We start from the raw sequence: 13,943 nt of genomic DNA, 5'->3' as shown, positions 1-13,943 counted from the left end.
TTCCCGATCCCAAAGGGTGGGTGGGATCACCAGCCCGAGTTGCCCCGCAGCGGCACGTTCACGAAACTCGGCCGGTTCGGGTCCAACTGCACGTGCTGGGGACGCAGGCCGGTGTCGACAAGCATCGGCAGCACCGGCAGACCCTTCGGGAAGTTGCCCGCGAACACATCCACCCGCAACCGGTGACCCGGCTTCAGCACCGCCTCGGTGGCGGACAAGGTGATGTCGAGGGTGGTCGCCTCACCCGGGACCGCCGGCTGCCGGTGGTCCAGCGAGGTGAACGGTCGGGGGTCGGTGTAGTCGCCGTTGGCCGAGCGGGTGCTGTTGGTGTCGTCCACCTGCCGCAGCGAGGCCATGAGCTGCCCCGAGGTCAGTACCGAGGACTGCCCATCGGGGGCGACGTCGTTCACCGTCACCGTCCAGTAGCCGTCCTCGGCGTCCTGCACGGTGTTGAGCCGCACCGCGATCGGACCCGAGATCGACGTCGCCTCGGCCACCGGCGCGCTCGTGAAGGTCAACGCGTTGGTCTCGGCGACTCGCGAGTCCTTGGCGCAGCCGTCGATGATCGAGAGCACGCCAGCGGTGCCCTGGGCCGCGTCGTTGGAGCACACCGTGCTCAGGCCGGGAGCGACGGTCAGCCGGTCGCCGTCGGTGACGGGCTCGGGGCGCAGCGAGCCGTCGTGCAGGCTCGCTGCGGTGCCGCTGGCCGCCGCGGACAGGTACATCCGGCGGTGGGTGGCCCGATCGACGCCCGTGGCGCTGTCACCGAAGCCGTTGGCGGTGATCCAACCGCCGCCCTGCTGACGCAGGGTGACCGGTCCGAAGCTGTCGATGCCGTTGTCGATGCCCTTGAGCCACTTGTCGAACCAGGCGCGCTGGAGCACGTCCAGGCGCGGGGGCAGCCCCGGCTTGCCGTACTCGTTGCCCGAGTTCAGGTGGTAGGTGTTGCCCATGAGCAGCTGCTTCTGGCCCGCGGGCAGCGGGATCTGGTTGTAGATCTTGGATTCGGAGTAGGTGAACAGGTCGTGCCAGCCGCCGACCACGAAGGTCGGCACCCGGATGGCGCTCGGATCGGCCAGGTACTCCTGGCGTGCCGGGCTACTCGCGCTGAGTAGATCCCGCAGGCGCGGGTCTGCGTCCGCCATCTGGGTCGAGGTGTAGCCGCTGAGGAAGACGTCCATGAACGTCAGCGGCGAGGCGGCGCGGTCGGCGAGCCACTGCTGGTCGAAGCGACCGTCGGCGATGGACTGAGCGTCCGGGAGCCACTTGAGGGCGTTGACCGCGGTCAGCCACAGCGGGATGAAGTTGAAGCCGAAGCCGCCGCCGGGCGCGAGCACGTCGTTGATCAGGTCGCTGCCGGGGACGATCGGGAAGATCGCCTTGAGTGCGGCAGGCTGCTTGGCGGCCGCCTGCACCTGGTTGATCGCCGAGTAGGAGATGCCGCTCATGCCGATATTGCCGTCGGACCATGGCTGGACTGCGGCCCAGTCGATGACCTCGACGGTGTCCTGCTGTTCGCGGGCCCGCAGCAGATTCCATTCGCCCTGGGAGAAGCCGGTGCCGCGCACGTCGACGACGACCTGGGTGTAGCCGGCTTTGATCAGCTGGCGGTCCACGGAGAAGTTGCGCAGTTCGCCGCCGCCGAACGCCTTGGTCAGGTCGGTGACGCCGGACAGGGGGGTGCCGGAGAGGTCGAAGCGGCGCAGCGCGTCCATCAGCGCGTCGGACAGGCCGGGCACGGCGCTCACGTGGTCGGCGAGGTTGGAGACCAGCTTGGTGTACGGGGTCAGGTTGACCACCGTCGGTGTGCGGGTCTCGATCGGGCGGCCGGAGGCGTCGGCGGGCCGGTAGACGTTGCCCTTCAGCACCGTCCCGTCACTCATGGTGATGGGCACGTCCCACTCGATGAACACGTTCGGGTACTGCTGCGCGGCGTCTTGGGTCGCCATCCAGGACGCTCCCGCCGCGCCGCCGTCGGGACCAGTAGGCGCGGGCGTCGCGGCGGCGCCGGAACTGAGGAACGGTACGGACACGATGGTGGCCAACGTGGCCACCGCCACACGCAACTTGTACTTCATCGGACGTGATCCACCTCTCGGACGGAAGGAACGGCAGGAGTATACCGAACCTACTGTTCGGTAAGGAGAGCCGGACTGTCCATCAGCTTCAGAATGACTGTCAACATATACCCGAAAGGCAGAGCAAAGAACCAGCATGTGCCCACCAAAGACTGGGAACAGTGTGAAGAACACACACTCACCATTAGTGATCGTCGGCAGCCGAAAGGACGAAGTGCTGCGACCACGCACGTCCATGGCGCATCAACGGCTGAGGGTGGTAGTTGGGTAGCTCGGACACGGGCTCGGCTGCAAAACCGTCGGGGTCTCGTAGCCAGCGCTCAGGGTCTCGGATGCCGCCGTTGTTACGTTGCCGCATCGAAGCGACGACGGTGTCTGTGCCCTGGATGGTCTCTCGGTGGGAGCCCGTATGGTCGGTCTCGCCGAGATCGCCCTGAGCAGCGGAGGCTGGTAGGTATGCCGAAATACATGTGGCGGGTCAGCTATCTCCAAGAGGGAGCGCAAGGCCTCCTTGCCGAGGGCGGCAGTGCCCGCCGTGCGGCTATCACCGAGATGGTGGAGAGTGTCGGTGGCCGAGTAGAAGCTTGTTACTTCGCATTCGGCGAGGATGACCTCTACGTTATCGGCGATGTGCCGGACGATGTCTCAGCCGCAGCGCTCGCGATTCGTACCGCGGCTGCTGGTGCGGCTGTATCGCACACAGTGGGTTTGCTGACTGCCGAGCAGATCGACGAAGCGGTAGCTAGAGAAGTGACCTATCGGCCGCCGGCATAACTTCCGCCGTAGTCGCCGCTCGGGCCCGGACGCGCGGCGACAAGCCGACGCTCTCCGTAGCCGTCAACTGATCGCGAGCGATCGAGACTCGCCGGAACGGTCACTGTGCGTATTCCATGGTGGTGTCGCCTTTTTTCGGTGCCCTGACCCAGCGCGTGTGGACAACGATAATCAGATCGATCCGTCGAAACCCCCCGAAAGCAGGGGGTTTCGATCCATGTCTAAATAGCCATGTTTCACACTAGGCTCGAGCGCATGCTCGTGAAACGCTTTGCTGCCCTCGCCATCGCGGTCGCCGCGTTCGGCGCCGCCTCCACCGGACTCGCCATCGCCATGCCCGAAACACCGACGCAGGCCACCATCAGCCGCACGGCCGCAGCCGAACCGGTCGTCCTACAGACCGGCTCGGCCGTAATCGATCTCCTCGCGTATATCGCTGCGGGCTGCATCGGCAGTTGGAGCCCGGCACCGCCCGCGCACTGCGTCTGACATCGACAAGGCGGGCCCGTCGGACGATCTGCGGGCCCGCGAACGGAATGACCACCACAGGCGCTGCTCGATGCTGGCCACTGGCGCCGGCGTCGGACGAGCCACCATTCGCTGCTCCAGGGCATGTCTCCCAATAGCTTCAGCCATTCGACCGTGAGAGCCATGCCGATCCCGGCTCGGTAGGTGCAGGCCGGCCTGTCATAACGAGGTGCGACTCCACGCCAGTGTTCGGCCACAAGGCACGCGAGGCGTTCATCGAGTAGCACACCGAGCACGGGCGCCACCTCCCCCGATGCAGCGCACGTGCGCCAGCATGGATACCCAGGTTCCTCAACGAGGGACGCCACCAAGGCAGACGATCGCCTTGCTCGGTGCCTCGGTATCGGCTCATGGCGCCTTTCAGCATGGCAACCGTCCAGGTGCCTTCGCCCTGGGGGTCGACGAGCACGGTCTTGCTGTGCTCGCTGAACATTCACAGCGGCATCGACCCGCTGCTGTCGATGCCCGCCTCGACGTCGGCGAATAAGTCGTTGTGTGACAGCACATTCCACAACGAATCGGTGCATGCCGCTAAAATTCCGCGGGCTTGGAATTGTTCGAGGTTCAGTGCGAGGGCTGTGTCGGCAAGTACGCAGGAGCGAAGGTGCGCGGCGGGAACGAGAGAGGCACCCTGCCGGTAGCAACTCGAATCGCGGACCCGCGGTGAGGCTTTCGGGGACCGGCCTTCCGATCGCCGGCGGTGACATGTCGACGATCGCGCCCCGGCAGCTGCGTCGCCCGCTCGGATCGGGGTATTCCACGGAGTGAAGGGCGGTGACGCTCGGTCGTTGCGCAGCGAAGCATCACGATCGTCGGTCCGCTCATCGGCTCGACTCGCACGCGGTCGGCGGGCGGGCGGCACCACGCGTATACCGGTGTAACCGAATTCGGAGACTGTCATGATTGTATTTTTCGGCTTGGTCCTGCTCATCGCCGCGGTGGTGATCGGTACGGCGGGCGTTCTGAGTAACAGCGGACCCGCCCACATGCTCAGCGACGACTTCAGCCTGCTCGGCTACCACATCACCGCAACGTCGGGCACGTTGTTCCTGTGGGCAGTCGGGCTCGGAGCCGTCGGCATGCTCGGCCTGGTCATGCTCATCGCCGGCGCGCATCGTTCGTCGCAGCGCCTGCGTGAGATCAAGGCCGATCTTCGGCTCGCCCGTCGCACCGGCACGAGCGGGCGGATCTTCCGTCCTTCGGCCGAACCGAAGGAGAAGGGGACCGTGCTCGCGAAGACACCGCGTAGTGCGAGCGCACGCCGCAGCTGGCGACGTCCCTTCGGTGACCGGTCCGCAGACGCCGTGACGCACTGAGATCGGTTCCGACAGATCGATGCCTCGTGCGTCGAAGGTGGTGGCGAGTTCGGTCCTGTGCCGAACCGATCGGAACGGGCGTGAGAGCCGGGCGATGACGAGTTCGTCGCCATGGTCCGGCGATCACCCGAGCACGGCGCGGCCTTCGGGAGTATCCGCGATGAGGGTTTCGAGTTCGCCGGTGGCGCGGGCGATTTCGGCGACGCGGGCGAGTGCGGCCGCGTCGTCGGCCCATAACCACCAGTGCTCGCCGACGATCCAGATCGCGGCGTCGACGTCGACGAACTGTTCGAGGTTCGCGTCGTCGAACGGCCGGACTTCGTGTTCGGGGAACGCGGCGGACACGGTGACGCGGGCGTCGTCGGAGAGTGGACCGCGGGCACGAAGCCACAGGCCGGATTTGAACAGTTGCAGGGGTGCGCTTTCGGCAGAGCGTGTGAGGTCGGCGTCGGGGCCCCAGAAGGAGAGCGGGGCCCAGGCGTGCGAGACGTAGGCGTCGGCGAACAGCGTGAACAGCCACGCGGAAAATGGGCGCGACGGGGTGGCCCAGCCGGATGACGCGAGATATTCGTGGACCGGGGGATCGTCGCTGCCGTCGAGTTCGACATAGGCGCGGCCGTCGCGAGTCTCGTTGGTGAACAGCAGACGCAACGATTCGGCAGGCGGGTTCGGTGGTAATTCGGTGGTCGGCTTCATGAAAGCGGCGAGCGGGGTGATCTCGGCGGCCCAGTAGTCCGCGAGCAGAGCGGGTAGGCCGACCGTCCACGAGTGGTCGTTCAGCTCGCCGATCACTGGTCGGTCGCCGTTGCCCTCGTTCCACACGGTGCGGGGGAAACCGTCCTGGCCGAGCGGGATCTCGCCCACGATCGAGAAGAATTCGGCGAGACCGCGCGGGAGTGAGGCGGTGGCGCGGCGAAGTGGTTCGGAGCGCTCGGGTTCCATCATGAGCAAGAAAAGCGTGTCTTGGAGAGGTGACGGCACGACCACGAGAATACGAGCCGACCCGCGTTCATCAGGTCGGAAGGTCTGGTTCTGAACCGAGCGGACGCAGCCAGGCAGATCAGTGAGATATGCGCGCCGGCAATGCGTTCCGAGTGCGAGCCATCGGCAAGGGCAGCCACTCCAGGCTTGCTCGTGGCGTAGGTGGTCATCGTCGTCGGTGACATCGAGCACGGCGATGCGAACCGAGAGACTCCAGGACGGGCCGCGACGAGGCTTACCGGGCGACCCTGCGCGACGGCGGTGGGGTCTGTGTCGGTGAGGTTGTCACCGGCAGGAGCGTCCGGTGCAGGTGGACAGTTCACCGAGGCGGTGGTCGAGGTCGGTGACGATGTCGGCGTGGGCCGCGCGGCCTTGGGGGGTTTTGATGAGGTTGGTGAGTTGGTAGGGGTCGGCCTGTAGGTCGTAGAGTTCGTATTCGCGCTGGTCGAGGGGTCGTTCTCGCTCGTACCAGCGTACGTAGAGGTACCGCCGGTTGCGCACGGCGCTCCAAGACGGCATGTCGAGTGCGTACATGACGGGGGTGTCGGTGCCGGGGATTTGTTCCTGGGCGATTCCGTTGCGGCCGTTGTCGCCGTTGCCACCGTATTCGGCGGCGAAATCGGTGCGCCAGCCGAGGGTGTCGCCGGACAGTACGGGGGTCAGGGACCGGCCGTCGACCTGGTCGGGGATGGGGATGTCCGCCCAGTTGTAGAGGGTGGGTGCGAGGTCGATCGACAGGGCCATGGCGTCGCTGCGTCCGGGGCGGATGCCGGGGCCGCTGATCGCGAGGGGCACTCGCAGGGATTCTTCGTAGGGGGCCATTTTCTGGGTGAGGCGGTGGGCGCCGAGGCTGTAGCCGTTGTCGGAGGTGAAGATCAGGTAGGTGTTGTCGAGTTCGCCGGTTCTTTCGAGGGTTTCGACGATTCCGGCGATCATTTCGTCGAGTGATTTGAGAGCGCCGAGGCGGTTGGTGTAGTCGATGTCGTTGGTCGCGGCGATGGTCGCGGCCCTCGCGTCGGCGGTGTCGATCAGCCATGAGGGTTTGTCGGACACGTCGGGTTCTTGATAGTTCGGTGACCGCGGGGCGGGGGTGGGCTCGGTGCCGGGCAGGTGGCGGGGTGCGGGCGGGATCGGGAAGTGGGGGGAGGTGGAGGCGGCGTACCAGAAGAACGGCTGCCCGGAGGCGGCGGCGTCGGTGAGGAACCGCTCGGACTTGGCGCGGATCACGTCGGTTTGGTAATCAGCCGGTGCCACACCGTATTTCACGCGGGTCCCGTTTTCGTTGAGGGTGTAGTTGTAGCCGGAGTACAGGAAGTTGTCGACTCCGGCGTTCCAGTCGTCCCAGCCGGGCGGGATGTGGCCGGGGTCGTGTTCGAGGCCGTTGAGATACTTCCCGGCCATGCCGGTGCGGTATCCGGCGTCGTGCAGGGTGGTGGCGATGGTGTGGGATTCGTTGCCGCCCGCGCGGAAGGTGTCGAAGCCACCGACCTCGCCTGCGTTGGTGAGGACACCGGTGTTGTGCCCGTATTCGCCGGTCAGGATGGAAGCGCGGGCCGCGCAGCAGATCGGCATCGGCGCGAAGCCGTCGGTGAACTCCACGCCGCGGTCACGGATCAGTGCCGCGGTGCGCGGCATCGCCCGCCACACCGGGGTGGTTACCGCGTCCAGGTCGTCGGCCAGGATCATCACCACGTTCGGTCGCCGGTCTCCGGCCACCGGCGAGGCCGACGCGGTGGAGACGCACCCGGTCACCGTGAGCAGGACCGCGGCCGCCACGGTCGGGAAGCGACGAGACAAGCGACGTGCGCGCATTGAGCTTCTCCTCGACAGGGCAACGAATGTTGGTTTTTTTCGCGTCGGCGCGGTGGTTGCGAATCCGAGCGGTGTGACGAGACGCGAGTTCGATGTTGTCACTTCGGTTGTTGGTCGGCTGAAAGCACCCCCCGTGGTCGGTGTTCATGACCGCGGCTGCGATCGCGACGATATGAGCAGCGACCGAACGAACTCGCCGCATCGGGATGGTCAGTCCAGGATCTGAGGATCTCTGCGGCAGTAGGTGATAGGCGGGTCGACAACGATCACGTCGGTGACCGTCAGCAGTTCGGTGGGAACCTGGCCGTCGAGGTAGTCGAATGAGGGACACAACACCGCGTCGACGGCGAACTCTGCGGCCAAGGTCTGCAGCTGGTTCAGCGGTGTCGCCGCGAAGACCAGGGTTCCGAGAAGGTCATAACCGAGATCGGCTGCGGCGGTGCGGATCAGCGATTCACACTGTGACCGGTCGGGGCCGGACAAGTCGGTACGCACATAGCCGATGGCCGTGCCGGCGGCCGCGTGTCGAGGTCGACGGGCGAGCCCGACGTACGCCGCGGTACGGGTGAACCACTGTGCACCTGCCGAACCCGAGATCTGCACATTCATGGGGTGTCTTGCCTTTGGTCTTGTGCTGTGCGCGCACAGCAAGGGTGGGAGGGTGAGCGAGATATCGCGTAAGGCCGGGGAGCCCCGGACGGGTCGACCATCCGCCTCGGATTCGCTTGTTCGGCAAACAGTGAAATCCTGCGCGGTACCGATCATCTGACCACCTGACATGCTGCGGTTCGGAGCGCTTCTCGGACTCGCAATCTGAACACAGCTACCGTAAAGCAAATAGAGTAGAAAGTCCCCTCTAAAATCAGCGGGAGATGGATCGGTCTGACTCCGGCTTCTGGCGTCGGCATCCGGCGATACCGCAGGACCGCAGCGTTGTTCGCATGCGCCGTCCTGGTCTCGAACCTGGCGCCGCTGATACCCGAACCCTCGCAATGCTGCTCATCGTGACAGCGACCGGTGCTCTCATCGCGACGGCGTCGAATGCTCGGTTATGCGAGGGCGCGGTCGCACCGGTGTCGACGCGAGTACCCGGCCACCGGGTGCTTTCGAACCGTAGACGCGGCGGTTCGCGCTCTTTCAGGTCCTACGGCTGGTCTGCCGGGCTCGCGGCTGCGATGACCCGCTCCGCCTCGGCGCGATCAGCGAGCGGACTTCTCTCGTCGGCAGGCTTCGATCCTGTGAACACGTGCTGTAAGTCGGCCTGTTCCATACGAATGAACTTCATCGACCACTGGGAAAAACGGCGTTGCTGGATCCCGGCGCGAGCCAGTACGAGCAGATCGGTGTGGAGTTCATCGCGCTGGATCCGGGCATAAGTTCGCTCGACCGCGTTCTCCTCGCCCTCCAGGACTTGCACGAATGCTGCGCGATCACCGTCGAAGCGCACGTAGACGAGCAGACCGGTGACATCGTCGGCCGCGTTGAGTTCGCGGGCACGGTCCAGCAGGACAGAGATCTCCTCGTCGCTCAGGACGAAAGTGGCCTGGCTGGAGTAGATGAGCGTGTAGGGCATGAATTTCTCCAGCGTGGGCTCAGTTCGGCTGTCTGTCGGCCAGGTCGAGGCGAATTCCGGTGCGCGGCTGGGACACTCGGCTCGGCGCACAATGGGCCGGCCTCCGCGTTGATCGTCGGAGGCCGGCCCACGTGGTCGTTCAGTCGTCGCTGACGATCTTGCCGACGATCTCGTTGGTCTTGTCCTTGATCTTTTCGCCCTTCTGCTTCAGGGCGGAGGACGCCTGATCGGCTTTGCCCTCGTTCTTCAGATCGTCGTCTCCGGTCACCGCACCGGCGGCTTCCTTGGTGCGGCCCTCGAGTTCCTCGGCCTTGTTCTCGAACTTGTCGTGCAGACCCATCTCGGTTTCTCCTTGTGGTGGTGCCGGATTGACGGTTTCTCCGAGGCGGACCGGGTCGCGCCATGAAGTCCAGCCCGCCGTATCGTCCCGACGGGGATGGTCTGAGCTGGTAGCCATGGTCAGTACCAGTGTTTGCGGCCGCCCACGACGCGCCCGGAACTTCCTACCAAGGCCAGAATCGCACCGACCACCAACAGCACGATGCCTACGTACCACAGGATCGGGATGCCTATGAGCAGACCGAGGACCAGCAGGATGACTCCCAGGGTGATCACTACGACTTCCTTTCAACGGATGGCGCGTCGATAGGCCCACGGTATGCGGTCGATCGGCGCGCCGAGACAACTTCGTTCTCTGTTGCGCCTACCGCTCGACCTCGTCTATCCCGGAGCCGATCACCGACCCGGAAACGCTGGCGCGGTGGCCCACTGCCCGCCCGCGAGAAGGTGTGCGGCCACTCTCGACATGGCACAACGTCGAAAGCCTATTCACCCCCAAGGTGGCTGTCTTCACCCTTAAGGGTGTATTCACCGCCGGTAAGATGACGTTATGCGTCCCCTACGGCTGGCCTTGATCGATGACTATGAGGTCGTGGTTCAAGGCCTGGCCGCGATGCTGCGCAGCTATCACGATCGCGTCGAAATCGTGGAACTGAATGCCAATACACCTGTCAGCGACCGGGTGGACATCGCCCTCTACGACTCGTTCGCCAATCCCCAGGGAGATCGGGACCAGGTGCGCAAGCTCTCGATGAACCCGCTGGTCGACAAGGTTGTCGTCTACTCGTGGAATCTGGAGGATTCACTGGTGGCGGCGGCTTTGGCCAACGGGGCCCACGGCTACGTGAGTAAGGGCTTGCCCGCCGGGCAACTGGTCGCCGCGATCGAATCGATACACCGGGGTGGGCCAGCTGTGCACGGTGGTGCGCCGAGCACTGCCAAGGTGATCGGCGGCGATTGGCCCGGGCGCGAGGAAGGGCTGACCCAACGCGAAGCCGAGGTGCTGGCATTGATCACCCAAGGATTGAGCAACGCCGACATCGCCGACCGGGCGCACCTGTCGATCAATTCGGTCAAGACCTACATCCGCAACTGCTACCGCCGCATCGGCGTGACCAGCCGCTCACAAGCCGTGCTCTGGGGCGTCGAACACGGCTTCCGCCCCGATCGACGGCGCATCACCGATCCTTCCACCGAGGAGTCTGCTTCCGACGCCAACTGAGTCGTCGCGCTTCGGTTGGTGCCGATTTCGGGCGTCAGTCGAGTGGCGTCTACCGCGGACCGAGATCGTCAGTCGCGGACAGCGTGCAGGACGTTCAGGCCGGAAGAGGTCGTCTCGCAATGGCGTACGGCGAGACCCGCACGGTGGCACTGGTCTATCAGCCACTGCTGCGGCAGGCGAAGTTTCGGGTAACAACCGGTGGTCAGCTGCCAGGCGCCCGCATGGCGGGTATGGAGGAGGTCGTGAACCATCACCGTGCTCTCATCGATGTAGTCGAGAAAGCAAGTGAGTATCCGGTCGTCGGTCTCGCGGACCGGAACGAAGCGGTCCAGGCCGCGCCGTTCCTCGGTCAGGTCGCGGTAGGTGACCACGAAACTCCCGCCCAGGTGCAGGGCCCCAGCGACGTCGGTGATCAGTTGCCGCACGTCGGCCCGGTTCGGCAGATGAGGCAGGGTGTCACCCATGCACACCACGGCGGTGACCGTGCCGGGATCGACGAGGCGGGGCAGGGCATCACGGAGATCGGCCTGGACGGTGCGGATCGAGTGACCCACGGCATGGCGACCGGCGTGGTCTCGCAGCTCGTTCAGGAGAGCGGCACTGGTATCGATGGCGGTCACCGACGTGTAGCCGAGTCGCAGGAGGCCCAGTGTCTGCGGGCCAGGGCCGCAGCCCAGGTCCACCGCTACCGACGGACCGTCGCCGACAACCTGCAACCCCAGCCGACGCAGGAGATCGGCCTGCGCCGCCACGGTCGCGTCGAGATCACCACCCGACATCCACGTGTAGTGCTCGGCGAGTAAGTGGTCGTAATGGTCGGCAGCGGTAGTCATGGCATCACCCTGCCGCGGCGGTAACCTCATGGCCGGTACAAGAAATGGACCGAGGTGTGTATGCGACACGGACCCGAATATTGTCCGGTATCGGCAGGGGTCGATGTGGTCGGAGATCGCTGGACCCTGCCGCTGGTGCGCGAGCTGTTGCTCGGGTCGCATCGGTTCAACGACATTCATCGCGGGCTGCCCGGCATCAGCCGCACCCTGCTGTCTACCCGGCTACGTCGATTGCAGGGCATCGGGCTGGTATCCCGGATGACCGACGCCGACGGGCGACCCGAGTATCGGCTCACCCAGGCCGGTACCGCGCTCGAACCCTTGATATGGCAGCTCGGTGATTGGGCGCGCCGATGGCATTTCGGGGACCCTCGGCCCGAGCAACTCGACACCGGGTGGGCACTGTGGCGATTGCGGCAGCTCGTTCGCACCGAACACCTTCCCGCCCAGCGTGTATCGATCGAGTTCATCCTCGACAGTCCCGGTGGGGCCGAGGAACTCGGCTGGCTGGTACTCGCTCAGCACGATGTCAGCGCCTGCTTGCGCCACCCCGGGTACGACACCGATCTGTGGGTTACCACTGAACTCAGTGAGTTGCACCGCTTGGTGGTCGGGACCTCCAGCCTCGATGAGGCTTTCCGCGCGGGCCGTTTCCGCATACACGGCGAGCCCGGTCTCGTCGCCGAATTCTCCAGCTGGTTCGCTTGGCGCACAACGATATCCGAGGCGTAAAGAGTTCGGAGAACAGTCCGACGACATCTGTGAGTACTGACGGACAGCCGAGCCGCTGCCGAGCTGGGGGTGGGGCGGCCGGGCCGTCAGTAGAAGACCGGTCCGGGCACGCCGCCGCCTGCCGCGACGGCGTCGCCGGTGATGGCGATGCTGCGTGGGGAGGCGAGGAAGGTCACGACATCGGCGACCTCGCTGGCGTCGATCACCCGGCGCAGCGAGTTCTTGGCCAGTTCGTCCTCGAGGGTCGCGATGTCGACGCCGTCCTGTTCGGCTTGCGTGCGGAGTCGGTCATCGAGCCGCTCGGTGCGGGTGAGTCCGGGATGCACGACCGTGACGTTGACGCCGTGCGGACCGAGTTCGTCGGCGAGGTTCTTGGTCAGCGCCGACACGCTGACGTTGCGGATGGTCTGGCCGATCGAATTCGCTTGCCGCGCACCCAATCCGCTGATATTGATAATGCGCCCCCATCCCTGCGCGACGAAATGCGGCGCGACGGCCCGTGCGGTGCGTAGATAGCCGAGCACCTTGATCTCGATCTCGCGTCGCACGATGTCGTCGGTGGTGGCCTGCAGATCGGTGTTCGCGCCCGCACTCCACGGGGTGGCCGCGGAGTTCACCAGGATGTCGACACCACCGAGTTCCTCGACCGTCCGCGCGACGAGATGCTGGACCTGCGCGTCGTCGCCGGTGTCGGTCGGTACCGCGATCACCCGCCGCCCCGAATTCCGGCCGATGTCGTCGGCCGCGGCCTGCAGCGGTTGCGGCGAGCGCGCCGCGAGCACGACGTCGACGCCTTCGGCGGTGAGCCCGCGCGCGATGGCGAGCCCGATTCCCTTGCTGGCGCCGGTGACGATCGCGCGCTTTCCCTGCAGTCTCAGATCCACGTGCTCGACGTTAATCACATCGGGCTCGTCGGTGAGCGGTCCAGCTCGAGTTGATCGCAATCCGCACGAGCAGCCCATCGTCCATGCCTATCGCTCGGCCTACCACGTCCCCGTCGGCACCAGCGGATTCTCGGCAGTCACGAACGCGAGGTCGAGGGGAGGATCGGGGGAGTCTTGAGTGGAGCTCCCTCCATCACCAAGCGTTTCACCTCACGGAAATTCTCGAGGCCGTCGACTTCGATGATCGGGGTGCCGTCGTCCGCCGTGTCCTCGACAGTTCGCAGCAGCGCCCGGTCGAAGTGCTCGAGCAGTCTCGGATCATCGAGGTCGATTCCGTCCGGTTCGTCGTCGATCATCAGCCGCGGCCGTCCGATGACCACCTCGGCATCCAGCTCGCCTTCGATTGTGAAGAAGTGCTCTTCGCCGTAGAAGAGGTCGGCCAGGACATCGCCGCCGATGTAGGCGCTGCAGTCGTTGTAGTCGCCGATGAGCCTGCCGACATGTAGATCGCCGTGTACTTCCAGCCACCCCGCCGTGACCACGTCCCGGGCGTGCATGTCGCCGGTGACCAGCAGATACGTTTCCGGGTCGTCCTGGTCGGTGTACGCGCCGTCGACCCGGAGGTTGCCGTCGACGATCAGCAGCAGCGCGCCTTCGGTGCCCAGGTCCAGATCTCCCTCGATGTGCAGATCCCCTGCCACGTGGAGGATGTCGGCGTTGTAGTCCTGGATCTCGTCGAGGGCTTCGGCGATCTGCTCGGCCTTGTATTCCTCCCGGAAACCGTCGATGGCGGCCAGGATTTCCGCGCGGGAAACCTGGCCCGCGGTGAAGCTACGTGCATCGGCAATCATGGCGCAGAAGCTACACGCAG

At 65.4% G+C, this 13,943-nt stretch carries 15 protein-coding genes; 5 read left to right on the top strand and 10 right to left on the bottom strand.

Annotated features, from left to right (window positions below; all coding sequences use genetic code 11):
• Nucleotides 1-26: 26 nt before the first annotated feature.
• Nucleotides 27-2,078 carry a CocE/NonD family hydrolase gene (locus tag QX204_RS17090; RefSeq protein WP_301907868.1) on the bottom strand — a complete coding sequence of 684 codons (2,052 nt, stop codon included), beginning with the start codon at nt 2,076-2,078 and terminating at the stop codon, nt 27-29.
• Between the two features lie 456 nt (nt 2,079-2,534).
• Here QX204_RS17090 and QX204_RS17085 point away from each other — a divergent pair, with 456 nt between their 5' ends.
• The 3 genes from QX204_RS17085 (at nt 2,535) to QX204_RS17075 (ending at nt 4,696) form a co-directional block, all read left to right on the top strand.
• Entirely contained in the window at nt 2,535-2,852 is a 318-nt protein-coding gene (locus QX204_RS17085) for a GYD domain-containing protein (RefSeq protein WP_301906878.1), read from the top strand.
• Nucleotides 2,853-3,107: 255 nt separating this feature from the next.
• Nucleotides 3,108-3,341 carry a hypothetical protein gene (locus QX204_RS17080; protein WP_301907867.1) on the top strand — a complete coding sequence of 78 codons (234 nt, stop codon included), beginning with the start codon at nt 3,108-3,110 and terminating at the stop codon, nt 3,339-3,341.
• Between the two features lie 938 nt (nt 3,342-4,279).
• A complete protein-coding gene (locus QX204_RS17075) occupies nt 4,280-4,696 on the top strand; it encodes a hypothetical protein (protein ID WP_301907866.1) in 417 nt (138 codons plus the stop codon).
• A 123-nt stretch (nt 4,697-4,819) separates the two neighbouring features.
• Here QX204_RS17075 and QX204_RS17070 read toward each other — a convergent pair whose 3' ends face one another.
• The 6 genes from QX204_RS17070 to QX204_RS17045 form a co-directional block, all read right to left on the bottom strand.
• Nucleotides 4,820-5,641 (bottom strand): hypothetical protein, encoded by an 822-nt coding sequence (locus QX204_RS17070; RefSeq protein ID WP_301907865.1) that lies wholly within the window; start codon nt 5,639-5,641, stop codon nt 4,820-4,822.
• 321 nt (nt 5,642-5,962) lie between these two features.
• On the bottom strand, nt 5,963-7,489 hold the full coding sequence (locus tag QX204_RS17065) for a sulfatase family protein (protein WP_301907864.1): 1,527 nt from the start codon (nt 7,487-7,489) through the stop codon (nt 5,963-5,965).
• Nucleotides 7,490-7,699: 210 nt separating this feature from the next.
• Nucleotides 7,700-8,098: a hypothetical protein gene (locus tag QX204_RS17060; protein ID WP_301907863.1), complete on the bottom strand. Its 399-nt coding sequence runs from the start codon at nt 8,096-8,098 to the stop codon at nt 7,700-7,702.
• A 535-nt stretch (nt 8,099-8,633) separates the two neighbouring features.
• On the bottom strand, nt 8,634-9,062 hold the full coding sequence (locus QX204_RS17055) for a BLUF domain-containing protein (protein WP_301907862.1): 429 nt from the start codon (nt 9,060-9,062) through the stop codon (nt 8,634-8,636).
• Between the two features lie 139 nt (nt 9,063-9,201).
• Entirely contained in the window at nt 9,202-9,402 is a 201-nt protein-coding gene (locus QX204_RS17050; RefSeq protein WP_301907861.1) for a CsbD family protein, read from the bottom strand.
• 119 nt (nt 9,403-9,521) lie between these two features.
• The gene (locus QX204_RS17045) at nt 9,522-9,677 is read right to left on the bottom strand and encodes a DUF6131 family protein (RefSeq protein ID WP_301907860.1); all 156 of its coding nucleotides are present in this window, start codon (nt 9,675-9,677) and stop codon (nt 9,522-9,524) included.
• Between the two features lie 274 nt (nt 9,678-9,951).
• Between QX204_RS17045 and QX204_RS17040 the strand changes: the two genes are divergently transcribed.
• A complete protein-coding gene (locus QX204_RS17040) occupies nt 9,952-10,623 on the top strand; it encodes a response regulator transcription factor (RefSeq protein WP_301907859.1) in 672 nt (223 codons plus the stop codon).
• A gap of 68 nt (nt 10,624-10,691) precedes the next feature.
• Here QX204_RS17040 and QX204_RS17035 read toward each other — a convergent pair whose 3' ends face one another.
• Nucleotides 10,692-11,456: a class I SAM-dependent methyltransferase gene (locus QX204_RS17035; RefSeq protein ID WP_301907858.1), complete on the bottom strand. Its 765-nt coding sequence runs from the start codon at nt 11,454-11,456 to the stop codon at nt 10,692-10,694.
• A 105-nt stretch (nt 11,457-11,561) separates the two neighbouring features.
• On the opposite strand from QX204_RS17035, the gene QX204_RS17030 reads away from it, so the two are divergent.
• Nucleotides 11,562-12,188 (top strand): winged helix-turn-helix transcriptional regulator, encoded by a 627-nt coding sequence (locus QX204_RS17030; RefSeq protein ID WP_301907857.1) that lies wholly within the window; start codon nt 11,562-11,564, stop codon nt 12,186-12,188.
• 86 nt (nt 12,189-12,274) lie between these two features.
• Here QX204_RS17030 and QX204_RS17025 read toward each other — a convergent pair whose 3' ends face one another.
• Together QX204_RS17025 and QX204_RS17020 are read right to left on the bottom strand one after the other, a co-directional pair.
• A complete protein-coding gene (locus QX204_RS17025) occupies nt 12,275-13,072 on the bottom strand; it encodes an SDR family NAD(P)-dependent oxidoreductase (protein WP_301907856.1) in 798 nt (265 codons plus the stop codon).
• 137 nt (nt 13,073-13,209) lie between these two features.
• The gene (locus QX204_RS17020) at nt 13,210-13,923 is read right to left on the bottom strand and encodes a hypothetical protein (RefSeq protein ID WP_301907855.1); all 714 of its coding nucleotides are present in this window, start codon (nt 13,921-13,923) and stop codon (nt 13,210-13,212) included.
• Between the last annotated feature and the right edge of the window lie 20 nt (nt 13,924-13,943).

Origin of the sequence: Nocardia sp. PE-7 (assembly GCF_030486425.1) — a bacterium.
Classification (GTDB): Bacteria; Actinomycetota; Actinomycetes; order Mycobacteriales; family Mycobacteriaceae; genus Nocardia; species Nocardia salmonicida_A.
The sequence above is the reverse complement of the archived record's forward strand: the minus strand, read 5'-3'. Positions and strand labels throughout refer to the sequence as shown.